The organism is Streptomyces sp. SKN60 (assembly GCF_026236535.1).
In the GTDB taxonomy this organism is placed as follows: domain Bacteria; phylum Actinomycetota; class Actinomycetes; order Streptomycetales; family Streptomycetaceae; genus Streptomyces.
Genome location: NZ_JAHTMW010000029.1, coordinates 57,687 through 80,954, shown reverse-complemented (window position 1 = coordinate 80,954; position 23,268 = coordinate 57,687). Strand labels below are relative to the sequence as shown.

Below are 23,268 nucleotides of genomic sequence, written 5' to 3'. Positions count from 1 at the left end.
GGCCCCTGTGGCCGCGCCTTGGCTGCTTTCCTGTAGGCCACTGTGGTGGCGTCGTAGATATGAACGGCGATAATTTGAATCCCTACGCGATCCTCAATCTCACCGATTGGGCCAGTCTCGAAAATGCGGATGGCTCGGCTTTCCCGGATACTCCGGCCAAGCTTCGCGACTTGTCGTCGGGTGACTTTCCGGCGGTAACGAGTTCGCTCGATCACCTTTACAGTGCTCTTCTCAACGATGGGGTGGTGTACTCTGCAACCGTGCCGGCTTTCAGGTATGTTGCCGCGCTTTTGGGTGACCAGCCAAGTCGAGCCGCACTTACCCCTCCGTGGGAGGGGGGAAAATTCCCGCTTCGAGGCAAACTCCTTACGTGGCTGGCCAATGTGGCCTTTGATGTCAGCATTGGTCAGGAGCAGCGCATTCGAGAGTGGGGAAAATACTCGCCGACCGAGCCGTTTCCCGATTTCGCGGGCATTCGGGACATTTACCCGGAAGCTTTTCCGGGCGTTGCCTCCTACTTTGATGACTCTGATTCGAGAGTAGTGGAGGCGGCTCTTGTCGCCGCCGTTCGTTTCTTGGAGTCCCCGGCGTTGGCAATTCATCGCGGGAGATTGACACCTTTGGTGGAGAACGTTCTGGCGCAAAGCTCCAATGAGTTGCATAGGAGCTTGGCCTCCGAGGCGTTGAACGCTTGGAGGCAAGGGCGCATGCTGATCGAATCGGATATCGATCCGCTCCCCTCCGGTGAGTGTGGGAGGGTTCATGATTCGCAGGAAGATCGGGGCTCATTTGACGAGCCGCCTTTTTAGGGCGATCGCTGCCTGGCGGCTGTCTGCCGAGTGCCGCTCCTGGAGGCGTTCCTGCGCCGAGGCTCCGCGCCCACCTCACTACCCCCGCGCCTCCGCCTCCAGCCGCAGCGCCTCCTCCATCACCGCCTTCGCGATCGGGGCCGCGCTGCCGCCGCCGCTGATGTCCGTGCGGTTGGCCTCGGCGTCCTCGACGACGACGGCGACGGCGACGGCCGGCTGCGCGGAGTCGGCGGCCTGGGCCCAGGCGATGAACCAGGCGTAGGGGGTGCCGGTGTTGCCGAGGCCGTGTTGGGCGGTGCCGGTTTTGCCGCCGACGCGGGCGCCGGGGATGGCGGCGTTGGTGCCGGTGCCGTCCTCGACGGCGCGGATCATGAGGTCCTGGAGGCGGGTGGCGGTGGAGGGGCGCATGGCCTGGCGGTAGGTGCGGCGGGCGGGGGTGTGGAGGGTGGTGCCGGCGGAGGTGGTGGTGCGTTCGACCAGGTGGGGGGCGGCGATCTCGCCGTTGTTGGCGACGGCGGCCGCGACCATGGCCATCTGCAGCGGGGTGGCCGCCGTGTCGAACTGGCCGATGGAGGAGAGGGCCAGCTGGTCCTCGGACATGTCGGTGTCGAAGTTCGACTTCGCCACCCAGGACGGGATGCGCAGCGCCGGGTCGTTGAAGCCGAAGCTGCCGACCGCGCCCACCATGTCCGCGAGGCCGACCTTCACCCCGAGGCCGGCCATCACCGTGTTGCAGGACCACTGGATGGCGTACGCGAGGGAGGCGTTCGCGCAGCCGGTGGCCTCGTTCGGGAGGACCTGGCGGGTACCGGGGAGGACGAAGGGGTCGGGGGTGTCGGTCGGGGCGTCGGGGTCGGTGACGGCGCCCGTGTCCAGGGCGGCCGCCGCCGTCACGATCTTGAAGGTGGATCCGGGCGGGTACGTCTGGCGGATCGCGCGGTCCAGCATCGGCTGGTTGGGGGAGGTGTTGAGCCGCTGCCACGCCTCCGTCACCGCCGGGCCGGTGCCGGACAGGACCCCCGGGTCATACGAGGGGGAGGAGACGAGCGCCAGGATCCGGCCGCTCGACGGCTCGATTGCCGCGACCGCGCCCCGCTTGCCGTCCAGGCCGCGGTACGCCGCCTCCTGCATCCGGGCCCGGATGGTGGTGACCACGTCCCCGCCGGGCTGCAGGCCGCGGCTGACGTCGTTCCACAGGGGGAGCGGGGCGAGCATCGGGTCGGTGCCGGACAGGACGGCGTCCTCGGCGTCCTCGACCAGCGTCGTGCCGTACGTCTGCGAGGCGTAGCCGGTCACCGGCGCGTACAACGGCCCCTGGGTGTACGTGCGTTCCCAGCGCAGCTGCTGTTGGCTGTCGCGCGAGCCGGTCACCGGGCGCCCGTCCACCAGGATCTCGCCGCGCGGCTGGCCCCAGCGGGTGATCGCGATCCGCCGGTTCGCCGGGTTGTCGTCGTACGAGTCGGCCTCGAAGACCATCACCCGGGCCGCGTTCACCAGCAAGGCCACGAGGAGCAGGAAGCACAGGGCCGCGGCCCGCCGGATGTACCGGATCATGAGGAACCTCTCATGCCTCTCACGGTGCGTCCTCCGCGATCGGGGCGATCACACCCGTGTCCGCCATGTCCGGGCGCGGCGCCCGCGCCGAGTCCGAGACCCGGACGAGCAGCGCCACGATCACCCAGTTGGTGACGACGGACGACCCGCCCTGCGCGAGGAACGGCATCGCCATGCCGGTCAGCGGGATCAGCCCCATCACCCCGCCCGCGATGACGAAGACCTGCAGCGCCAGGATCGAGGCCAGGCCGACGGAAAGCAGCCGCCCGAAGGGGTCGCGCAGCGCGAGCCCCGCCCGGTAGCCGCGGGCGACGAGCAGCGCGTACAGCAGGAAGAGGGCCGTGAGGCCGACCAGGCCCAGTTCCTCGCCCGCCGTCGCCAGGATGAAGTCCGACTTGGCGGCGAAGCCGATGAGCACCGAGTGGCCGAGGCCCAGACCCGTGCCCAGCATCCCGCCGGCCGCGAACGCGAACAGCGACTGGGCCAGCTGCCCCGGCCCGTCGCCCGCCCGGATCGACGCGAACGGGTCCAGCCAGTCCTGCACCCTGCTGTGCACATGCGGTTCGAGCGAGCCGACCAGGAAGGCGCCGGCCGCGGCGAGCAGCAGCCCGACCGCGATCCAGCCGGTGCGCCCGGTCGCCACGTACAGCATGATCACGAAGAGGCCGAAGAACAGCAGCGAGGTCCCCAGGTCCCGTTCGAGGACGAGGACGCAGACGCTCAGGCCCCAGATGGCCACGATCGGGCCGAGCACCCGGCCGGTCGGGAACTGGAGCCGCCAGATCTTCCGCCCGGTGTAGGCGAGCGCGTTGCGGTTGGCGGCCAGATAGGCGGCGAAGAACACCGCCAGCAGGATCTTGGCGAACTCGCCCGGCTGGAAGGACAGTCCGCCGATCCGGATCCAGATCTTCGCCCCGTTCACGGCGGGGAAGAAGATCGGCAGGATCATCAGCGCGAGCGCGGCGGTGACGGAGAGATAGGCGTAGCGCTGCAGCACCCGGTGGTCCCGGATCACCAGTACGACCACGATGAAGAGTCCGACCCCGACGGTCGACCAGACCAGCTGGGTGGGCGCGGCGATGTCGGCCGCCGACTCCAGGTCGAGCCGGTAGATCAGCACCAGACCGAACCCGTTGAGCAGCACCGCGATCGGCAGCAGGAGCGGATCGGCGTACGGGGCGCACAGCCGTACGGCGAGATGCGCGAGGAGCGCGAGCGTGCCGAGCCCGGCGCCGTAACGGGCGGCGTCCGGCGGTACGGCGCCGTTGCGGGCGAGCCCGACCTCCGCGTACCCCAGGACCGAGATCAGGACCGCGCCGACAAGGAGCGAGAACTCCACACCGCGCCGCTTCGGGACCCGGACCCCGGGCGGGGGCGCGTCCCTGATGTCCTTCGCGTCCGTCGGCGGCGGTGCGGTCATGGACCGCAACGTAGCAAGCAGTAAGCCTTATGTCCCTTTTGTGTGACGGTGTGCCGCGGCCGGGCGTCCGGGGCGTTACGCGCTCGCCGGGTCCGCCGGGTCCGCCGGGTCCGCCGGGTCCCCTGGGTCCCCCGGCTCCGCGAGGTGTACGTACTCCGGCAGCGTCAGCCGCGCCACCGCCCCGCCGCCCTCGTCGTCCTCCGGCGCGTTGGCGAACACCAGCTCCGCGCCGATCACCTCCGCCTGCCCGACCGCGATGGTGAGCCCGAGTCCGTGGCCCTTGCCGCCGCTCTCGGTGCGGAACCGCTGCGGGCCGGCCGCGAGCAGGTAGTCCGGAAAGCCCGCGCCGTGGTCCCGTACCGTCACCACCGGCCCGTCCACCGACAGGACCACCGGCGCCGCGCCGTGCCGGTGCGCGTTCGCGACCAGATTGCCGAGCACCCGCTCCAGGCGCCGCTTGTCCGTCTCCACGGTCGCGTCCCGCACCACCCGCACCTCGGTCACGGTGCCCGAGGTGCTCGCGGCGGCGCGCACCACCCGCTCGGCCAGCGGCCCCAGGTCGTGCACCGCCAGGTCGACCCGCTCGGTGCCCGCGTCGAGCCGCGAGATCTCCAGCAGGTCCTCGGTCAGCGCCCGCATCGTCCGCACCCGGTCCCGTACCAGCTCCGACGGCCGCCCCTCCGGCAGCAGTTCGGCCGCCGCGGACAGACCGGTCAGCGGGGTGCGCAGCTCATGCGCCACGTCCGCCGTGAAGCGCTGCTCGCTCTGCAGCTTGCGCTGGAGCGAGGAGGCCATGGTGTCGAGCGCCCCGGAGACGGTGGCCACCTCGTCGAGCGGGCGGGAAGGGTCCTTGGTACGGGGGTCGTTGACGCGCGCGTCCAGGTCGCCGGCGCTGATCCGGCGCGCCACCGTCGCGGTCGCGTGCAGCCGCCGGGTGACCCGGGTGACGGCGAACGCCCCGACGAGCAGGGTGGCCCCGATGGCGAGCACCGACGAGCCGAGGATCGAACGGTCGAGCCGGTCGATGGTCGCCGCGCTCTGCGTGTAGTCGATGCGTACGGCCAGGGCGCGCCCGTCCGCCGGACCCGCCGCCCACATCGTCGGGCGCCCCTCGAACTCCGCCACCATCGTGCCCCGCTCGCCGCCCGCCGCGAGCGCCCGCAGGGAGGCGGGCAGGCCCGCCGGGTCCACCCCGGCGAACCGGGGCAGCGGCTCGCCCGACTCGTACAGCCGGCCGACCTCGTCGAGCCGGGTCAGCGCCTTGTCCCGGGAGTCCCGCACGGTCTGCCCGGCGACCGACACGTGCACGAGCACGCCGAGCAGCGCCGCGAGCGCGCAGCACATCACGGCGATGAAGACGGCGGCCTTGAAGGTGAGGGTCGCCGTCCAGGCGGGCTGCCGCGGCATCCGGCGCCGGGCGCCCCCACTCCCGGCTGCGTCGGCGCCCGGGGCCCGGCTCACGGGCCGCCCTCGGAGGCGTCGGGCGCGAGGTCTGCGGTGGGCCCGGGGGAGGGGCTGCCGGAGGCCCCCGCCGGAGGTACGGCGCGGGGGGCCGGGGACGCGGCGGGGCTGACGAGGTCCGGCGCGGGGACGGTCGAGGCGCCGGGGCCGCGCGGTTTGATGCGGACGATCTCGTCCCGGGCCGGCAGCATCGTGCGCTGCTGCTCGTCCCAGGACCAGGCGGTCCGGTACTCGTAGCCCGGGATCCCGGCCGAGCTCGCCCGTACGATCAGGTCCCGGCCGGCCAGCTCGATGCTCACCACCTGGTCGACCGTGGACATGATCCTGGTCAGCCCGTCGTTCTCGGCGAGATAGACGCGTACGCCGAGCTGCTGGTCGGGCATGCGAATGCCGACGATCAGTTCGTCCCGCCCGTTGCCGGTGAGGTCGCGGTAGTACGGGGTGAGGAGGGGGCAGCCCTTGCGGGCGGCGCCGTCGGCGCTGTCGGCGGGGGCGCTGGTGCCGGTGGTGCCGGTGGTGCCGGTGGTGCCATCGGCCGGGGTGGCGCCTGCGCCTGTGGGGCACTTCTCGATGGCCCGCACCGTCTCCTCGTACAGCCCGTCCTGCCCGGACCGCGCGTCCTCGTGCCCGCGCACCTCGGCCTGGACGACGGCGACCGGGTCGACCGAGCGCACGTCGTTGTCCCGGACCTCGATGCCGGGGACGCGCTCCGTGGTGTTCTCGCCGTAGTCGATCGGAGGATTGGTCGCCGGCGGCAGATCCGGCCAGAGCCGCACCGGCCCGACGGCGCCGGGCGCGCGCCCGGCGCTCTGCAGCTCGCCCTGCCCGCCGCAGCTGGCGAGCAGCACGCCGAGCAGCGCGGTGAGGGCGAGCACGCCGACGGCACCGCCCGCGGCGGTGATGACGGCGATCGGCCGTCGGCGGCGCATTCCCACGCTGCTCCTGTGTGTGTCCGGTGCTCCGGTGCTACGTCACCACCGCTACTTCACCAGGTCGGCGAAGAGGATGATGTTGTCGGTGCGGTGACCGTCCCGTACGGGTCCGCCGCAGGTGATGAGGCGCAGCTCGGGACGCTCGGTCTTCCCGTAGACCTTATTCGTAGGGAAGTCCTTTTTGTCTACTTGCTGGATCTCTCGGACCGCGAACCGGGCCGTCGAGCCGTCCGCCCGCCCCACCTCGATGAGGTCCCCGGTCCGCACGCCGGCGACGTCGCGCAGGAGGGCCGGGCCGCGCGCCGTGTCGTAGTGCGCGACCAGCACCGCGGCCCCGCGCTCGCCCGGTGTCACGCTCCCGGTGTACCAGCCCGGCTGCTCCGCCTGCTCCTCCGACGGCACCTGCATCTCCCGATCCGCGTCGAGCCCGAGCCGCAGCACCGGCCCGGCGTCCACCCCCGCAGACGGTACGACCAGGCGGGTCGGTTCCGAGGCCGCCATGGGTGGAGCGGCCTTGTCGCGCCCGGCCGGCGCCACCGTCACATTCCGTACGACCACGTCGGGCGCCGTAGCCGTGGCCGTGGCCGTGGCCGTATTCGTTCCAGCCCCTGCCGCGCCCCCGCAGGCGAGCAGCCCGCCGCCGACGGCCAGCGCGAGCGCACCCCCGGCGAGGGCGGCGCGGCGGCGGGCGGGGCGGGACGGGGGCGCGGTGCGGGCGCGGGGCATGGCGGACTCCGATCCGGGGTGGCTGATCGCTACTGACCGGATACGAAGGTAAATGTCCGACTTTGCGATTATGTAACAGTGGGCCGAAGGTGCGCACTCGGCTTCACACCGCGCGGCGCTCCAATTGCGACAGGGCCGCCCGGCACAAGGTCAGCAGCTTCTCGTCGTCGTGCACGTCGTGCGAGCCCGCGCCGTCCTCGCGTGCGTTGTGGCGCCGCCGCCGGGACAGCTCCGCGCGGATCGCGGGCTCCGCGCCCGCCGCCGCCGGACCCATCTCCGCCAGGCACTCCGCCACGGCCACCCGGGTGTGACGGTTCTCCTCCCAGGCCGCGAGCAGCACCGGCAGGGTGTCCACGGAGTCGCCCGTCACCCGCCACAGCGCCGCCGCCGACCGCACCCGCACCCACAGCTCCCGCGCGCCGAGCCCGGCCCGCAGGGCCGGCGCCGTCCGTGCCGCCGCCGGGCCGATGGCGCCCAGGGAGAGGGCCGCCGCACACCACTCGTCGCCCGAGGTGCCCGGCCGCAGCCACTGGTCCAGGGTGTCGAGCGCCTCGTCCAGCGAACCGTCGAGCGCCCACACCGCGCGCGCCGCCATCGCCGAGACCGCCGCCGACGGCGAGGCGAGCAGCCGCCGCGCGTCCGGCAGCGCCTCCCGGGCCGCCGGGCCGAACGCCGTCAGCGTGCGCAGACACGCCTCGTGCACCCAGTCCCGCCGGTTCGCGGGCGCCCCGCGCAGGACGCGCAGCACCTCCGGCAGCGCCTGCGCGCCCCGTACCGACCCCAGCGCGAACAGCAGCGGCGCCGCCCGGTCGTACAGCAGGTCGTCGAGCTCCACCTCGGCGAGCCGGCGCCGCAGTACGGGGGCGAGCGGCAGGGCCGCCGGGCCCAGCGCGTCCACCGCGTACAGCAGTTCCCGCCGCACCTCGCGCTCCTCCTCCAGGGCGCGGGCGAGCAGCGGGATCGCCCGCGAGTCGCCCGACCGGGCGAGCGCGAGCAGCGCGCCGCCGCGGCCGGCCCGCGCGCCCGGCCCCCTGTTCACCCCGGTCGCGCCTGTCGCCCCGGTCGGCCCGGTCGTCGTCAACCGGGCGGCGAGCGCGTCGGCCGAGGGCGCGGCCAGCTCGAAGAGGCGCTCAAGGAACGACGTGGCCGCCTCGCGAAGCCGCGGCTCCGGGTCGACCAGCTGCGCCCCGACGAGCCGCACCACCTCGTCGTACCGCCCGCGCCACACTCGTATCAGACCGCCACACAGCCAGATGGCGTCCGAGCGCTGCCCCCAGTCGGGGCTGCGCAGCTGGGCCAGGATGAGCGCGATGCGGTCGTCGACCCGGTCGTCGAGGGCGGTGTGCAGGGTGCGGAGGAGTTCCTCGGTCCAGGGGGTGGGGCGGCCCGTCGAGTGTTCTTCGAGGAGTTCGCGGACCTGGCCGACGAGGGTGGGGGCGGCGGCCGTACGGGCCGGCTCGGCGGAGACGTCGGCGGGCGCCGTGCGCACCTCGTCGAGCAGCACCGTCACCCGCTCCACCACGTCGTACGGGATCTCGGCGGGCGCCACCCGGGCGAGCTGCGCGAGCGCGGCGAGCCGCAGCCCCGGCGCCTGCGCGACCCGCGACAGCCAGTCCAGCCACTCCACGGTCTCGGCGCGCAGCGACTCGTGCCGCAGCGCGATCCGCCCGAGGGCGGCGACGAGCGCGAGCCGTACCTCCGTGTCCCGCTCGATCGTCAGCCGCTCACGGAGCAGTTCGAGTACGTGGACGGGGTCGCCGTGCAGCGAGGCCAGCGCGCACGGCGCCGCGAGCCGCACCTCGGGGTCGGGGTCGTGGACCAGGCCGAGGAAGACGTCGGCGCCGGCGGCGACGGCGGCCGCGGCCATCGCGTAGTTCGCCGCCGGGGTGAACTCGGCGTCGTCCGGGTCGAGTTCGTCCAGCTCCTCGTCGCCGCAGAGGTCGATGCCGCCGATGCTGGTGAGCAACTCCACGATGCCGCCCCGGTCCTGGACCGCGGGGTCGGCGACGAGTTCGAGGAGGAAGGGGATGCAGGCGAGGGTCGAGTCGTAGACGTCGCCCTGGTGGTGGACGGCTCCGTACATGCCGTCGAGGGCGTTCTCGCGCTCGGCGGGATCCTCGGAGGCGAGCCCCCGCAGCAGCTCCGGCACATCGTCGGCGGGGCCGTAGGCATGGCCCAGCGAGGCCCAGTCGACCTCCTCGATCCCCGTCAGCATGCAGGCCGCCGCCTTCCCCGTGAGCGCTGTACCAGGCAGCAAGTGTGCACCAACGCACCCCCCGCAAGGCCCCACCGGCCGGACGCGGTCCCGCGAGCCCGGTGCGGCCGCTCGCTTTGCGCCATCCGCAGGTCCGCCGGGAGCCCCGGCGGACCCCCGCCCGGCCGTTCCGGAGCCCCCGCGCGCCCCCTTCCCCGGCCTCCCGGCCCGCCCCGCGCCCGCTGGACATGCGCACTTGTGCGCCGGAGTGCGCCCCGGGTGCCCCGCGACCCCCGTCCGGGGACTTTGTCCTGAACGGAACGGAGCAGAGCGGCCGCCGGGTTCCGGCCAGGGGGCGCGGTTTCGGTGGCCGGGGAGGGGTGGTCGGGTCAGGGGGTGTGGGGGGCGGGGTCGGGGCCGGCCTTCCGGCGGCCCGGGTCAGGGTCGGTGTCCGGGGCTGTGTTTGGGTTGGGGTCGGGATCCGGGTGCTGGTCCGGGTCGAGGCCGGGGGCGGCTTCGGGATCGGGATCCGCGGCGGGGTCGCGGGGCGGGTCCGGGTTGGGATCCGGGGGACCCGAGTCGGAGCCGGCGTCCGGGTCCAGGGGGTCGGGGTCGGGCCAGGGTTCCGTCTCCCGTACGCGGATGAAGCGGGCGGTGTCCTGGCGGCCGGCGATGACGCGCAGTTCGACCGTCACGGGCGCGATCAGGGGCCGTACCGGCCCGTGCTCGGGATGCTCAACCGGCTCGGCGGCGACCCCGGCTTCCGCCGCCGGCCCGGCGACCTCGTGCGCCTGCTGCCCGGTGAGGCGCGGCGCCGTCCGCAGCTCGCGCCCGTCGGGCAGCCGGACCAGCAGCGCGTGCGGCCGGCCGGGCGGCCCGAAGAGCCCGACGAGCCGGGCGTCGACGGTGTCCGAGTGCCGGACCTTGCGCCAGGCCCAGGTGCCGCCCGGCCGGTACGCCGAGTTCCAGGCCTTCGCCACCACCCCCTCGACCCCGGCCGCGCGCAGCGCGTCGAACCAGTCGCGGGCGGTCGCCTCGTCCTCGGTGGCGAGCACCCGCTGGAGCGGCGGCCCGGTGTCGGCGAGCGCGGCGCCGAGCAGTTCCCAGCGTTCGCGCAGCGGCCGGGCGCGCAGGTCGTGGCCGGGGAGGGCGAGCAGGTCGAAGGCGATGTACGAGACGGGGACGCCGGCCCGCTCGCGGTCCCGGTGCGAGCGCAGCAGGTCGGTGAAGCTCAGCCGCCCGTCGCGGTACGCGCACAGCTCGCCGTCCAGGACGATCCCGGGCGGCAGCCGCTCGCCCAGATAGGCGGCGATCCCGGGGAACTCCGGCGCCAGGTCGCGCCGGGCCCGGGACTGCAGGAACACCTGCCCGCCGTCGAGCACGAACGCGAGGGCCCGGAAACCGTCCAGCTTGAGGGAGTACTGGTACCCGCCCGGAACCTCGCCCTGCCGGGGCAGCACGTCGGCGGCGCGCGGCCGCATGACATCGACGGGCGGCCGGAGGACGACGTCAGGGCCGGGGCCGGGGCCGGGGCCAGGGTCGGGGTCGGGGTCCGTGGTGGAGCCAGCGGCCGCCGGGCCGGAGCCGGTGGCCCGGCCCGGATCACGTTCCGGATACGGATGAGGGCCCGCACCCCAACCCCACCCCGCCCCGCCGCTCACGGCACCGGCCCCGCGGCCGACGGGTCGAAGAGCGGGGCGAGCAGCTCGCCGTACGTCTCCAGGCGCGGCCCGATCGCGTCCAGCAGCAGGACCAGCCGCTCCGGCGCACCGCTCTCGGCGGTGTCGGCGACCTCGTCCCAGGTCACGGGGGCGGAGACGGACGGCTGCGGGCGGGCCCGCAGGGTGTAGGGGGTCGCGGTGGTCTTCGCGGCGGCGTTCTGGCTGTGGTCGACGAAGACCTTCCCGGGCCGCAGGGCCTTCGCCATCCGGTGCACCACAAGCCGCGGCAGCTCCGCCTCGGCGGCGACGGCGAGCCGGCGCGCGTACGCGGAGACCGCGTCCGACGGCGTCGGCGTGACCGGGACCAGCAGGTGGAGCCCCTTGGAGCCGGAGGTCTTCGCGTACGCCGTGAGGCCGTCCGCCGCGAGCCGTTCCCGCAGGTGGAGGGCGACCCGGCAGCACTCGACGACGGTCGCGGGCGGCCCCGGGTCGAGGTCGAGGACCAGCCGGTCGGCCACGGCCGGCGCGCCGGCCCGCCACTGCGGAGTGTGGAACTCGACGACCAGGTTCGCCGCCCACATCAGCGAGGCCAGGTCCTGGACCATGACCTGGCGGGCGCGCGGGGCGTCGGAACGCGGCACCGGCGTGGTCTTCACCCAGGCGGGCGTGCCGGGCGGCGGGTTCTTGGTGAAGAAGAGCTGCCCGTCCGGGCCGTCCGGGTAGCGCAGGAAGGAGACCGGCCGGTCCCGCAGATGGGGCAGGATCGCGGGCCCGACGGTGGCGTAGTAGTGCAGCAGCTCGCCCTTGGTGGTGCCGGTGGCGGGGTGGAGGACCTTGTCCAGGTTGCTGAGCGCCAGCCGGCGCCCCTCCACCTCTGTGATGGGCGTCATACGATGAGAATCCCACGGATACCGGTACGTATCAGGACGAAATGCCAGGGCGGCATGCCAGGACGACATGCCAGGACGAAGTTCCACAGCGAAGGGGATGACGCGTGCGATCCATCTGGAACGGAGCCATATCCTTCGGCCTGGTCAGCATCCCGATCAAGCTGGTCAACGCCACCGAGAGCCGGTCCGTCTCCTTCCGCCAGGTGCACACCGAGGACGGCGGCCGCATCCGCTACAAGAAGGTGTGCGAGCTGGACGGCGCCGAGGTCACCCAGGCGGAGATCGGCAAGGCGTACGAGGACGCCGACGGCACCATGATCCCGATCACCGACGAGGACCTGGCCGCGCTGCCGCTGCCGACGGCGAAGACGATCGAGATCGTGGCCTTCGTCCCGGCCGGTGAGATCGACCCGCTCCAGATGGACGCCGCGTACTACCTCTCCGCCAACGGAGTGCCGGCCGCCAAGCCGTACACCCTGCTGCGTGAGGCGCTGAAGCGCAGCGACAAGGTGGCGGTCGCGAAGTACGCCCTGCGCGGGCGCGAGCGGCTCGGCATGCTGCGGGTCGTGGACGACGTGATCGCCATGCACGGGCTGCTCTGGCCGGACGAGATCCGCGCCCCGGAGGGCGTGGCGCCGGAGACCCCGGTGACGGTGCGGGAGGCCGAACTCGACCTGGCCGACGCCCTGATGGCCACCCTCGGCGAGGTCGACATCTCGTCCCTGCACGACGACTACCGCGAGGCCGTCGAGGAGATGATCGCCGCGAAGGCGGAGGGCGGCGCGGGCGTCGCCCCGCCGGAGCCCGAGACGGGCGGCGGCGGCCAGGTCATCGACCTGATGGCGGCCCTGGAGAGCAGCGTCCGGGCGGCGAAGGAGGCCCGGGGCGAGGCGGCGCCGGTCACGGAGCTGCGCCCGCGGAAGCGGACGGCGGCGGCGACGCCGAAGGAGACGGGCGCGAAGAAGTCGACGGCGAAGACCGCGGCGAAGAAGACGGCGGCGGCACCGGCCCGGAAGTCGACCGCGGAGAAGAAGCAGCCGGCCACGAAGCAGCCGACGCCCGCCAAGAAGACAACGGCGAAGAAGCAGCCCACGCCCACCAAGAAGGCGACGGCGAAGAAGTCGACCGCGAAGAAGGCGACGCCGCACAAGCGCACGGCCTGACCCGTCCGCCCGGCCCGCGGGCCCCGACCCGTCCGCACGGCACGCACGGCCTGAACCCGCCCCCGGAAGACGAGTTCGACCGTTCGACCGTCACATACGTGTACGGTCGGGGCCGGACCGGAACGACGGGGGGCCACCGACCAATGCGCGCCGATGCCTGGCTGCTGGAACTGAACGAAACCGCAGAAGCGCCGTCCCTCGCCCCGCCCTTCCTCGACCAGGGCGTCCTCGACGAGCGGGAGCGCCGGCGGGCGGCGGCATTCCGGCGGCCCGCCGACCGCGTCCTCTACGTCGCCGCGCACGTCGCGCTGCGCACCGTACTCGCCGGTCTGCTCGGCGAGCGGCCGGCGGACCTGGAGTTCACGCGCGAACCCTGCCCGTGCTGCGACGCCCCCCACGGCCGGCCCGCCCTCGCGCTGCCCGGGCCCCCGCTGCACTTCTCCCTCTCGCACACGCGCGGCCGCGTGCTGATCGCCACCGCGCCGGTCCCGGTCGGCGCGGACGTCGAACGGCGCCCCGAGCCCGCGGCCGTACGGGAACTGGTCGCCGTTCTGCACCCGGCCGAGCGGGCCGAGGTCGGACCGGACGGCGATGCCGCCGCCTTCGGGCGGATCTGGGCGCGCAAGGAGGCGTATCTGAAGGGGCTCGGCACCGGCCTCGGCCGGGCAGCGCACCTGGACGACCTGAGCACGGCGGCGACCGCGCCGGCCGGCTGGAGCCTGTACGACCTGCCCTGCGGCCCGTCCCACGACGCCGCCCTGGCGCTGCGCGCCTCTGCCGCGCTCGCCGAACCTCCGTCGGTGCACCGTCTGTCGGCGACGGCGGAGCTCATCGTTCCGTAACCTCCCGGCCGCCCCTCCGACGTCCCTCCGACGCCGCTCAGACTCCCTCCGGCGCCCCTCGGCCACCCCTATCTCCACCCTCATTGACCCTTGGAGCGGTCAGCTCGCCGTATAGCGGACGGAGTTGGCCGCCCTTCGGACAACGGTTGGTCAAATCCTTGTTGCATACCTGTCAATCAGGCCTGCTCGCTGGCACGCTCGCACCCGCACCACCCCCCACATGAAACCCCCACGCTTCATCAGCGAAGGAGCCCGCGTGACCCGCCAGCAGTCCTCGCGCCGTACCTCTCGTACCACCGCCCGAGCCGCCGCCCTCATCGCATCCGCCGCCATGGTCGTCGTCGGAGTCCAGACCGGATCCGCCAGCGCCGACGCCCAGCGCGAGGCCGGCGCGACCGCGCTCGTGCTCAGCGGTGCGCAGCGCGCCGCCGCCATCCAGGAGGCCCAGGGCGGAGCCGCCGCCACCGCGAAGGCGATCGGCCTGTCCGACCAGGAGAAGCTGGTCGCCCGCGACGTCGTCAAGGACGCGGACGGCACCGTCCACACCCGCTTCGAGCGCACCTACCAGGGCCTGCCGGTGCTCGGCGGCGACCTGGTCGTGCACCAGAAGAAGAACGGCGCCCGTTCCACCACCAAGGGCACCAACGCCCGCATATCCGTGGCCACCACGAAGGCTGCCGTCGCCCCGGCCGCCGCTGCCGCCGCCGACGCCCGCAAGGTGATCTGGGCGGCCGACGGCAAGCCCGCCCTCGCGTGGGAGACCGTGGTCCACGGCACGCAAGCCGATGGCACCCCGAGCGAGCGCCACGTCATCACGGACGCCACCTCCGGCAAGGAGCTCTACTCCTACGAGGCCATCGAGACCGGCGTCGGCAACACCCAGTACAGCGGCCAGGTCACCCTCGGCACCTCCGCCGGCTACACCCTGACCGACGCCACCCGCGGCGGCCACAAGACGTACAACCTCAACGGCGGCACGTCCGGCACCGGCACGCTGTTCACCAACAGCACCGACACCTGGGGCAACGGCAGCGCCAGCAACCCGGAGACCGCGGCCGCCGACGCCCACTACGGCGCGGCCGTCACCTGGGACTTCTACAAGAACGAGCTCGGCCGCAACGGCATCCGTGGCGACGGCGTCGCCGCCTACAGCCGTGTCCACTACGGCAACGCGTACGTCAACGCCTTCTGGTCCGACCAGTGCTTCTGCATGACCTACGGCGACGGCACCAACAACACCAAGCCGCTGACCTCGCTCGACGTCGCCGGCCACGAGATGTCCCACGGCCTGACCGCCTCCACGGCCGGTCTCAACTACCGCCGCGAGTCCGGCGGCCTGAACGAGGCCACGTCCGACATCTTCGGCACCTCGGTCGAGTTCTACGCCAACAACGCCTCGGACACCGGTGACTACCTCATCGGCGAGAAGATCGACATCCGCGGCAACGGCACCCCGCTGCGCTACATGGACAAGCCCAGCAAGGACGGCAACTCCGCCGACTACTGGTCCAGCGGCGTCGGCCGTCTCGACGTCCACTACTCCTCGGGCCCGGCCAACCACTTCTTCTACCTGCTGTCCGAGGGCAGCGGTGCCAAGACCCTCAACGGCGTCAGCTACAACTCCCCGACCTACGACGGCTCCACCGTCACGGGCATCGGCCGCCAGAAGGCCTACAAGATCTGGTACAAGGCCCTGACCACCTACATGACCTCCTCCACGGACTACGCCGGCGCCCGCGCCGCCACCCTGTCCGCCGCCACGGACCTCTACGGCGCCGGCAGCGCGGAGTACACCGCGGTCGCCTCCGCCTGGAACGCGGTCAACGTCAAGTAACACCGATCGCCCATGAAACGGGGCCGTACGGCAGGATGGGCAGTCCTGCCGTACGGCCCCGCGATCGTTCCCCGCGATCGTTCCCCCGCCCCGTCTACAGCAACTCCGCCGCCTGGCGCAGCAGCTTCTCGTAGATCTCCGGGCGGTCCTCGTCGATGTACGGGTAGCCCGAGCCGAAGCCGCCGTTGATCCAGCGGGCCCGGATGCCCGGGTTGGCCGCGTCCGTGCCGTCGTGGAGGAAGACGTGCGGGCTGCAGTTGACGCGGCCGTCGCGGGCCGAGTCGTACTGGGCCATGATCGCCGGGCGGGCCGTGCCGCTGTCGAGGGCGGCGGCGAGGAGGGGGACGTCCACCGCGCCGGTCTCCTCCGCGACCTCCAGGATCACATGGCGCTGCGAGATGCAGCGGCCCTGCGCCCAGAAGGCGCGGCGCAGGGCGCGGTCGAGCTGTTCGCTGGCGTGCCAGCTCTGGGACTTGGCCGCGTGGACGGCCTCCAGGGCGGGCAGGGTGGTCACCGGGTAGGTCCAGTCCGGGCCCTGCCAGAGCTGCCAGCCGGCCTCGGGCTCCAGGGAGCCGAGGACGGAGATCTCCGAGTCGACGCCCGGGCGGGCGTTGACCTCGCGGTTGAACAGCTCCAGCGGGAAGGCCCGGAAGTCGAACCAGACCCTGCCCTCCAGGCCGAGCCGCCGCCGCGTCTCGTGCAGCCGGTGCACGGCGACATGGGCGAAGGAGCAGTTGAGGTCGGTGTAGACGGCGATGGTGTCGGGCGCGGCGGGCAGCCGCGGGTCGGTGGTCGTCGTTTCGGGTACGACGTCGGGCGTGGATGTCATGGGCCCTCCTCTACGCGGATCAGTCCCCACCAGCCCTCGCTGACACCCCAGTGCATGTTGCTGGTGCGGTACAGATGGTCGCCCGGATGCTGCGCCCGGAAGCGCACCGTCCGGGTGCTTCCGGAGGCCAGCGCGCCGATCGTCGACACGTACCAGCCGAGGCCGGTCTCCGAGGCGTCCCACACCTGCCCGTGCACCGTGAAGCCCTGGTTGCGCATCCGGTGCGAGCCGATCGCCAGGTGGACGGCCACCTGGTCGCCGGGGCGAACGGTCAGCAGTGGGGTCGGCGGCTCCGGGTCGGACAGCACCGGGTCGAGCGGGTGCAGGGCCGCGGTGCGGTAGTTGTACGCCTTCTGGCCGGCGTCGTCCGGGCTGTCCGAGAACAGGTCCGTGACCGGCTGGGTGAGGTCGCCGTCGTGGTAGAGCCGCAGCCCGTCCTGCGTGACCAGGACCAGTTCCCGTACGGGTTCGGCGTGCGGCCGGCGGACCACGGCCCGCTCGCCGGTCCACCGCTCCCGGCCGGTGTCCGGGTCGTACGGCGTGGCGTCGGCCTCCTCCACGACGAGCACGCCCACCAGGCCGCGCCGCGGATGCGAGATCACGTCCGCGTGCGAGCGCAGCAGCACCACGCCCGGCTCGCCGGCGAACCAGCGGTAGGTCCGCGAGGATCCCGGCTTCACCGTCGAGTCGGAGTTGCGGCCGACGTGCGCGCCGTCGTCCGTCCGCACGTCGAAGTCGAGCAGGGTGGGGTGCAGCGAGACCCGGCCGGAGACCGTACGGGCTCCCGGGTCGGCCTCGTTCATCAGCCGCGGGTCCAGCGGGCTGGCGGGCGGCGGCCCGTCCAGTTCGTTCACCAGGGTGACCTCCACCCACTCGCCGGCCCGGCAGCGCAGCACCAGCGGGCCCTCCTCCGGGCCGCCGTCCCCCTCGGCGCTGAACACGAGCCCGTACGGGTCGGTGCGCAGCGGGCTGTACTCGATGACCTGGGAACGGGCCCGTACGGTGTGCCGTCGCACCCGGCGGCGCGGCGGAAGCGGCACCGGTGCCGGCACCGGCGCCGGGTGCCCCGGGCTCAGCAGCGGCGGCAGGTCCGCCTGCGGGCGCTCGTGCAGCCGCAGCAGACCCCAGCAGCCCAGCCACAGGTCGTTGCCCGCGCTGAACGACCACAGGTGGTCGCCGGCGCTCAGCGTCGGGGCGAGCCGCATCTGGGCGACGTTCGAGATGCCGAAGGTCTGCTGGTTGCGCCAGGCGGTGTCCTCCCGGCCCGCCCACTCCCGCCAGCGTGCCCCGGAGATCGTGAAACTGTGCTGGAGGTCGTGCGAGCCCTGCACGACGTGCACGCGCAGGTCCTCGCCGGGGTAGCCGCGAAGCAGCGGCGTGCCCGGGTCGCCGTGTTCGGCGCTGGAGAACCAGTGCGCCGGGTCCCCGCCCCGCTCGGACAGCGGCTCGCTGCGGTAGTTGACGCCCATCACGCCCTGGTCGTCGGGCGCGCCGGGGGCCGGCGGCGGATTGATCGGCCCGCCGTGGTCGCCGTGCCCGTGCCGCACCATCGGCACGAAGTCGCCGATGGCCAGGACCAGTTCGCGGTGCGACGTGCCGTCGGCGAGCTTGACGACCGCCTGCGTACCGCGCCGCAGCTCCTTGCCGTGATCCTCCGGCGACACCCAGGTCGCGCCCTCCGGCTCGGCCATCAGCGCGCCGAACAGACCGTGCCGCTGGCGGTAGTTGGCGAGCAGATGGTCGTGGAAGAGGACGGTGCCGAACTCCTCGTCCACGTACCAGCGGTACGTCCACGAGTTGTACTGCCCGAACGCCTCCTCGCCCTGGTCGGCGGTCGTGGTCGCGGACAGGTAGTTCCAGCCCACCGCCGAGCCGTCGGAGACCAGCGGGTCGTACTTCACCAGGTGGGTGTGCAGGCCGAGTTCGGGCTGGAAGGGCAGCGGCGCGTCGAACGCCGACTCCTTCTGCGGGCCGGGCGGCAGGGCGTTGGTGAGGGTGAGTTCCAGGACCTCGCCCTTGTTGGCCCGGATGACCAGCGGCTCCAACGTGCGCTCGCCCGCCGCCAGTTGCCGCTTGAACTCCTCCAGGCCGCCGGCCTCCTCGATCTCCTCGGCAAGGACGTAGAAGTGGGCGTTGTGGTCGTGCCAGGTCGTGGCGTGCTCGTCGGTCGGGTCCCCGTGGTAGTAGAGCGTGCCGTTGGTGACGACCAGGTGGAAGCGGCGTACGGGCGCGTCCCCCGGCCCGATCTTCGTGAACGCCTCGCCGGGCTGCGGGTCGTCCACGAACGCGGCGAGCTCCAGAGGAGTGGGCTCCCGGCCCATGCCCGGCGGCTGCAGCGGGGTCCGCGGCGGCCGCGGGTTCTTCTGCGGGAAGGTCGCCGACTGGGTGATGAAGCCGGGGAAGCCGGGCCGCTCGGGCGTCGGCTCCGGCGGCGCCGCACGATGGGGGAGCGGTACGAGCGCCTGCACGGGCCGCCCGTCGGGGTAGTGACCGGTGCCGTCCTGGAGGGTGTCGAAGATCCGGAACAGGCCCCACATGCCCATGTGGAAGTGGACGTACATGTGGCAGTGCCAGATCGAGTCGCCGACCGCGCCCTGCTTCGACCCGAGACCGCCGATGAGTTCGAGGGTCATGGCCTCCTGCGGGCCGATGCTGACCGAGTCGACGATCGGCGCGTTCTCGTCCTCCGCGCGCACCCGCCACTGGTGCAGGTGGGTGTGGAAGACATGGGTGTCGCGCATGCCGCCGTGGACCAGGCGGATCACGGTCGGGTCGCCGGAGTAGCCGCGCAGTACGGGCGTCGCCGGGTCGCCGAACAGCCAGGAGCTGTGGTGCATCTCCTCGCCGATCATGGCGTCGCGGACCGGGTCGATCTTCCCCTGCTCCAGGAGCCGGTGGTAGCGGTACATCCGCCACTCCATCGGCTCGATGCGGTGGTTGACCGGCAGCATCGCGTTGTTGAGCGGGGTGAGGTCGTCGATGGTGTCGGAGGTGCCGGGGCGGAGCGCCGGGGCGCCGGTGGCGGAGGGGCGGTAGATGCCGTTCTCGAAGCCCGGAGCGGAGGCGTCGGCGCCGGCGCCGACCTCGGCGGCCAGTGCGTGCCCCTCGTGCCCGCCCTCGCCGCTCCCGCCGTCGTGCCCGCCGTGCCCGCCTCCGTGCCCCGGCATCGGCGGCGGCGTCACCGGGTTGTCGTTGCTCGGGTACTCCATCATGAAGACCACGAACTCGCGGAAGCTGCGGTCCGGGAGGTGCACGTCCGCGTACAGGCCGGTGGCCAGCGGCCCGCCCGTCTCCGGGTCGGTCCAGGTCGCCTCCGGCGCCTCGACCACCACCGCGCCGACCATGCCGTGGCTCTGCGAGCCCTCGCCCCGCGCGTCGGACATGTCGCCGAAGTGGAACACGCCCTCGTGCTCGCACAGCCACTCGTACACCCGGGTGTCGCCCGGCGCCACGCTCGTGTCCGGGTTCGCGCCCGCCGCCAGGCCGTCCGTCGTGCGCACGTCGTACCGCACGCCCTGCAGGGTGATGCCGACCCGCCGCGAGAGCTCGTTGGTCAGCCGCACCCGCAGCCGCTCGCCGCGCCGGACCCGCAGGACCAGCGGGCGGGCGAGCGGGTGCGGACCGGGCACCAGCTCGGGGTGCTCCAGATAGCTGGGGAACGGCTGCGGCCAGGAGGCCGCGAGCTCCCGCAGCTCCGGCGCGTCCGAGGCGAGCGTGTAGAGCGCGCCGTTGCGGTCGTGGTCGCCGAAGGCGTTGTACGCGATCGGGACGTTGAGGGCCACGACGTCGTACGTACGGACCGGCCGCCCGTCCGGGTGCCGCTCCGTCGCGCCCTGAGAGGTGCTTCCTGTGCTGATCGTCATCCTTGGTGAACTCCCCCGTGGTGATTGGTTGTTGTGCTGGACGACTAGTCGGACGGGGCGGTTTCGACGGTCCCGGTGCTGTGATCGAATTCGGCCACCACCCGGGTGCCGGAGAGGACCCGCCCCTTCCACGTGTACGTCTGGCCGAAGGGGCTGCCGTCGCGGCCCGCCGCCCGGGCCAGGGTCATCGCGATCCGGTCGCCGCGCCGCACCCGTACCGGCCGCTCGATCGGCAGGTAGCAGTGCTTCCAGCTGTCGGAGGTGGTGCGGCCCGCGATGTCGTCGCCGGAGATGTCCAGCGAGACGGTCTCGGAGAGCCGGGCGGCGAAGTACCCCTTGAAGCCGGTGAGCACGCCGTCCCGCTGCACCGTGTAGACCAGCGGCACGTCGTACGAGGTCGGGGCGGCCTCCGGCCGCTCGGGCTCGTAGCGGCGGACCAGCCGGGGCGAGGCGAGATGCCCGGCGACCGGCAGGATCACGTCGTAGTACAGCGCGCACGGGTCCTTCGCGCCGCGCGCCGCGAGCAGGGCGGCGAACGCCTCCGGCCCGCCCGCGTCCCGCGGCCCCTCGCCGGTCAGCTGCGCGTGCGCCTCCTCGGCGGCCACCGGCACCAGGAAGCTGTCGACGACCCGCGGCAGCATGAGGCCGCCGGGGCGCAGGAACCGTTCGCGGGCGTCGTCGAGGATGGCGGAGAAGTTCTCGTTGTCGGCGAGGTTCCCCATGATCTCGGAGACGACGATGTCGACCCGCTCGGGCAGCTCCAGGTCGAAGGAGAGGCCGAGGAGTGGCTCGAACCGGTCGGCGAAGCCGGCCGCGTCGAGCCGCTCGACCGCCGCGTCGAGGACCTTCTCGTTGAGGTCGATGCCGTAGACCTTGGCGGCCCCGGCCTCCAAGGCCCACAGGGCCAGGATGCCGGTGCCGGTGCCCAGGTCGAGGACGGTGTCCCCGGGGCGTACGGCCTCGGTCACGGCGGACTTGAAGGCCGCCATGCGCAGGTCGTCGCCGAGCATCAGCTCGTGGAACTCCTCGCCCCAGTCGAGCAGTTGCTCCGAGGCGGGCAGCCAGACCTCCTCGGCCCGGTAGTAGCCGGGCCAGACGCCCGCCCGGTACACCGGCAGCGGATCCTCGGTCGGGCCGCCGGCCGGGCAGCCGGTGGCCAGGTCGAAGGCGCTGTGGTGCAGCGGGCAGCTGATCCGCAGCGTCCGCGGGTTGACGTAACCGTGCACGAGCCGGCCCTTGCGGTGCGGGCAGGAGGCGCCGACGACGAACTCCTGCCCGGCGACGCGGACCCGGAGCCGGTCGCCGGGGAGCTCTTCGAGGACGGGCTCGCGGGGCGGTGCGGGGGTGGGCTCGGGGGCCCTGTTCTCATCGGGCGCGCTCATGCCACCGCCCCGCCGGCCAGCTCCCGCGCACGGGCCACGGCCGCGTCGAAGGCGCCGCCGATCAGCCCGGAGAGCAGCCGGGCACCCGTCCACAGCCGCGCCGGATCGAGGCCGTGCGCCGCCTCGTACTCCTTGATGGCCAGCTGCATCTCCTGCATGTGGAAGGTGTCGATGTGCAGGTGCTCGGTGTAGTAGCGGCCGTGCGCGATGCCGAGCCGCTCGCAGGCCCGCGCCTGGTAGGTGAAGGCGTCCGGGATGGAGGCCTCCAGATAGGCGAGCGCGCCCAGGAAGTACTCGACGTGCGGGGCGCGCTGGGTGAGCCAGTAGAAGACGTTCAGGAACTGGAAGGTCTCGTCCGCGGTGGTGTCGACGAAGTGCTCCGGCTCGGTCGGCAGACCCAGCTCGGCCAGGAGCAGCCGATAGAGCTGGGAGTGCGCCTGCTGGAGGTTTCCGCAGCCGAACTCGTCGATGAGGACCCGCATCACCGCCATCTGCGACTTGATCGGCAGCCGGGGCACGGCGGGGAAGAAGTTCTGCGCCTCGGTCAGCCCGTCGAGCGCGAACTCCCGCACCACCAGCGTGAATTCCTCGCGGCTCGCCTCGTCGGCCAGATACGTGCCGGCCGGGCTCGGCTCGCGCTCCTCGGCGAGCAGCCCGTCGAGCAGCCGCTGCCAGGCGGCCCGGTCGGGCACCGGCTCGCCGGTCGCCTCGACCGAGTCGATCAGCGGCAGGATCCAGCCCTTCTCGATCTCCTCGACCCGGGCGAGCAGCCGGGAGTCGAGACGGGAGCGGTTGAGCCGGAACAGCTCGCGGTGCGCCGATTCGGCGTTGGCGTCGGCGTTGGCGTCGGTGTCGGCCCCGCCGGGGCGGGGGCCGGGCACACGGTCTGTCGTCGTCGTGGTGGCTGCCTTCATCCCCCGACCTCTCCCGTGTCCACGGTCCGGTCCGTCTCCAGCACGCTGCGCTCGTACAGCGCGGTCTTGACCCGTACGTACCAGTCGTCCTCCTCCAGGCCGTACCGCTCCACGGCCTCGGTCAGCCGCACGGCCGGGTCGTCGAGCCGGCCGGCGAACAGGTCGGCGCACAGCGCCGGTTCGAGGTTGGCGAGCGCCACCACGTACCCGTCGACGGCCCCGGACTCGAGCAGCAGGTGTTCGAGACCGGCGTAGACGCGGGCGCCGGGCGCGGCCTCGACGAGCCGCCGGGTGAAGGCGGAGCTGCCGGAGGAGTCCTTGACGCCCACGATCGACGGCAGCTCGCAGATGCGCAGCAGCGTCTCGAAGTCGGCGCAGTTGTCGGCGACTTCGGTGCCGTGGTACGCGACGACCGGGAGCCCGGCGCGGGCGTCGAGCTCGGCGAAGTGCCGGTGGATCTGGTCCTGGGTGACGCCGGAGCCGTACGGGGTGGTGCTGACGAGCCCGTGCGCGCCGAGGTCGGCGGCGACCCGGGCCCGCTCCAGGACCTGGTCCGTGGTGGGGCGCAGCACGCCGGCGAGGACGGGCAGGCCACCCGCGTGCTTCACGGTCGCCGTGAGCATGGCCTCCCACTGGCGGTCGGTCAGCCACCGGCCCTCGCCGGTGCTGAGGTTGGGCAGCAGGGCGTCGACGTGCGGACGGATGCTGTCCAGCAGCCGGGCGACCCCGCTCTCGGAGACCTCTCCGGTCTCCGAGAGCGGCGTCACCAGGGCCGCGATCACTCCCTGGAACAT

General features: G+C 73.0%; 17 protein-coding genes. 4 read left to right on the top strand and 13 right to left on the bottom strand.

Annotated elements, in window-relative coordinates; all coding sequences use genetic code 11:
- Window positions 1–59: 59 nt before the first annotated feature.
- Window positions 60–809: a hypothetical protein gene (locus KV205_RS33075; protein ID WP_265868566.1), complete on the top strand. Its 750-nt coding sequence runs from the start codon at window positions 60–62 to the stop codon at window positions 807–809.
- A 78-nt stretch (window positions 810–887) separates the two neighbouring features.
- Here the strand turns inward: KV205_RS33075 and KV205_RS33070 are convergent, their stop codons facing one another.
- From KV205_RS33070 to ligD, 8 genes are all read right to left on the bottom strand, one after another.
- A complete protein-coding gene (locus KV205_RS33070) occupies window positions 888–2,363 on the bottom strand; it encodes a penicillin-binding transpeptidase domain-containing protein (RefSeq protein WP_265868565.1) in 1,476 nt (491 codons plus the stop codon).
- A gap of 19 nt (window positions 2,364–2,382) precedes the next feature.
- Window positions 2,383–3,783 carry an FtsW/RodA/SpoVE family cell cycle protein gene (locus KV205_RS33065; RefSeq protein ID WP_265868564.1) on the bottom strand — a complete coding sequence of 467 codons (1,401 nt, stop codon included), beginning with the start codon at window positions 3,781–3,783 and terminating at the stop codon, window positions 2,383–2,385.
- 75 nt (window positions 3,784–3,858) lie between these two features.
- On the bottom strand, window positions 3,859–5,190 hold the full coding sequence (locus KV205_RS33060; RefSeq protein ID WP_265868572.1) for a HAMP domain-containing sensor histidine kinase: 1,332 nt from the start codon (window positions 5,188–5,190) through the stop codon (window positions 3,859–3,861).
- A 50-nt stretch (window positions 5,191–5,240) separates the two neighbouring features.
- Window positions 5,241–6,173 (bottom strand): hypothetical protein, encoded by a 933-nt coding sequence (locus KV205_RS33055; protein WP_265868563.1) that lies wholly within the window; start codon window positions 6,171–6,173, stop codon window positions 5,241–5,243.
- A 51-nt stretch (window positions 6,174–6,224) separates the two neighbouring features.
- The gene (locus KV205_RS33050) at window positions 6,225–6,902 is read right to left on the bottom strand and encodes a class F sortase (RefSeq protein WP_265868562.1); all 678 of its coding nucleotides are present in this window, start codon (window positions 6,900–6,902) and stop codon (window positions 6,225–6,227) included.
- Between the two features lie 103 nt (window positions 6,903–7,005).
- Entirely contained in the window at window positions 7,006–9,117 is a 2,112-nt protein-coding gene (locus tag KV205_RS33045) for a PBS lyase (RefSeq protein ID WP_265868561.1), read from the bottom strand.
- Between the two features lie 368 nt (window positions 9,118–9,485).
- On the bottom strand, window positions 9,486–10,577 hold the full coding sequence (locus KV205_RS33040; RefSeq protein WP_265868560.1) for a DNA ligase: 1,092 nt from the start codon (window positions 10,575–10,577) through the stop codon (window positions 9,486–9,488).
- Window positions 10,578–10,753: 176 nt separating this feature from the next.
- Complete coding sequence (gene ligD, locus KV205_RS33035) at window positions 10,754–11,647, bottom strand: non-homologous end-joining DNA ligase (RefSeq protein WP_265868559.1); 894 nt, start codon at window positions 11,645–11,647, stop codon at window positions 10,754–10,756.
- A 104-nt stretch (window positions 11,648–11,751) separates the two neighbouring features.
- On the opposite strand from ligD, the gene KV205_RS33030 reads away from it, so the two are divergent.
- The 3 genes from KV205_RS33030 to KV205_RS33020 all read left to right on the top strand — a co-directional run bounded on the left by KV205_RS33030 (window position 11,752) and on the right by KV205_RS33020 (window position 15,486).
- Window positions 11,752–12,810, top strand: a complete 1,059-nt coding sequence (locus tag KV205_RS33030) for a Ku protein (RefSeq protein ID WP_265868558.1) — start codon at window positions 11,752–11,754, stop codon at window positions 12,808–12,810.
- A gap of 143 nt (window positions 12,811–12,953) precedes the next feature.
- On the top strand, window positions 12,954–13,652 hold the full coding sequence (locus KV205_RS33025; RefSeq protein ID WP_265868557.1) for a 4'-phosphopantetheinyl transferase superfamily protein: 699 nt from the start codon (window positions 12,954–12,956) through the stop codon (window positions 13,650–13,652).
- Between the two features lie 220 nt (window positions 13,653–13,872).
- Complete coding sequence (locus KV205_RS33020) at window positions 13,873–15,486, top strand: M4 family metallopeptidase (RefSeq protein WP_265868556.1); 1,614 nt, start codon at window positions 13,873–13,875, stop codon at window positions 15,484–15,486.
- 94 nt (window positions 15,487–15,580) lie between these two features.
- Here KV205_RS33020 and KV205_RS33015 read toward each other — a convergent pair whose 3' ends face one another.
- From KV205_RS33015 to KV205_RS32995, 5 genes are read right to left on the bottom strand one after another with little or no spacing between them, the layout of a single operon-like run.
- On the bottom strand, window positions 15,581–16,315 hold the full coding sequence (locus tag KV205_RS33015) for a DsbA family protein (protein ID WP_265868555.1): 735 nt from the start codon (window positions 16,313–16,315) through the stop codon (window positions 15,581–15,583).
- Window positions 16,312–20,178 (bottom strand): multicopper oxidase domain-containing protein, encoded by a 3,867-nt coding sequence (locus KV205_RS33010; protein WP_265868554.1) that lies wholly within the window; start codon window positions 20,176–20,178, stop codon window positions 16,312–16,314. The genes KV205_RS33015 and KV205_RS33010 overlap by 4 nt, the downstream gene beginning before the upstream one ends.
- Before the next feature lie 44 nt (window positions 20,179–20,222).
- Window positions 20,223–21,560 carry a methyltransferase domain-containing protein gene (locus tag KV205_RS33005; RefSeq protein ID WP_265868553.1) on the bottom strand — a complete coding sequence of 446 codons (1,338 nt, stop codon included), beginning with the start codon at window positions 21,558–21,560 and terminating at the stop codon, window positions 20,223–20,225.
- Entirely contained in the window at window positions 21,557–22,474 is a 918-nt protein-coding gene (locus KV205_RS33000) for an iron-containing redox enzyme family protein (protein WP_265868552.1), read from the bottom strand. Before KV205_RS33000 ends, KV205_RS33005 begins: the two co-directional genes overlap by 4 nt.
- On the bottom strand, window positions 22,471–23,268 hold the full coding sequence (locus KV205_RS32995; RefSeq protein WP_265868551.1) for a dihydrodipicolinate synthase family protein: 798 nt from the start codon (window positions 23,266–23,268) through the stop codon (window positions 22,471–22,473). Before KV205_RS32995 ends, KV205_RS33000 begins: the two co-directional genes overlap by 4 nt.

Coding starts and splice junctions, on each gene's coding strand:
- KV205_RS33055 (WP_265868563.1), bottom strand. CDS start 6,173: ATGCGCCGCCGACGGCCGATCGCCGTCATCACCGCCGCGGGCGGTGCC.
- KV205_RS33070 (WP_265868565.1), bottom strand. CDS start 2,363: ATGATCCGGTACATCCGGCGGGCCGCGGCCCTGTGCTTCCTGCTCCTC.
- KV205_RS33040 (WP_265868560.1), bottom strand. CDS start 10,577: ATGCGGCCGCGCGCCGCCGACGTGCTGCCCCGGCAGGGCGAGGTTCCG.
- KV205_RS33075 (WP_265868566.1), top strand. CDS start 60: ATGAACGGCGATAATTTGAATCCCTACGCGATCCTCAATCTCACCGAT.
- KV205_RS33010 (WP_265868554.1), bottom strand. CDS start 20,178: ATGACGATCAGCACAGGAAGCACCTCTCAGGGCGCGACGGAGCGGCAC.
- KV205_RS33000 (WP_265868552.1), bottom strand. CDS start 22,474: ATGAAGGCAGCCACCACGACGACGACAGACCGTGTGCCCGGCCCCCGC.
- KV205_RS33065 (WP_265868564.1), bottom strand. CDS start 3,783: ATGACCGCACCGCCGCCGACGGACGCGAAGGACATCAGGGACGCGCCC.
- KV205_RS33045 (WP_265868561.1), bottom strand. CDS start 9,117: ATGCTGACGGGGATCGAGGAGGTCGACTGGGCCTCGCTGGGCCATGCC.
- KV205_RS33050 (WP_265868562.1), bottom strand. CDS start 6,902: ATGCCCCGCGCCCGCACCGCGCCCCCGTCCCGCCCCGCCCGCCGCCGC.
- KV205_RS33020 (WP_265868556.1), top strand. CDS start 13,873: ATGAAACCCCCACGCTTCATCAGCGAAGGAGCCCGCGTGACCCGCCAG.
- KV205_RS33015 (WP_265868555.1), bottom strand. CDS start 16,315: ATGACATCCACGCCCGACGTCGTACCCGAAACGACGACCACCGACCCG.
- KV205_RS33060 (WP_265868572.1), bottom strand. CDS start 5,190: ATGCCGCGGCAGCCCGCCTGGACGGCGACCCTCACCTTCAAGGCCGCC.
- KV205_RS33005 (WP_265868553.1), bottom strand. CDS start 21,560: ATGAGCGCGCCCGATGAGAACAGGGCCCCCGAGCCCACCCCCGCACCG.
- KV205_RS32995 (WP_265868551.1), bottom strand. CDS start 23,268: ATGTTCCAGGGAGTGATCGCGGCCCTGGTGACGCCGCTCTCGGAGACC.
- ligD (WP_265868559.1), bottom strand. CDS start 11,647: ATGACGCCCATCACAGAGGTGGAGGGGCGCCGGCTGGCGCTCAGCAAC.
- KV205_RS33025 (WP_265868557.1), top strand. CDS start 12,954: ATGCGCGCCGATGCCTGGCTGCTGGAACTGAACGAAACCGCAGAAGCG.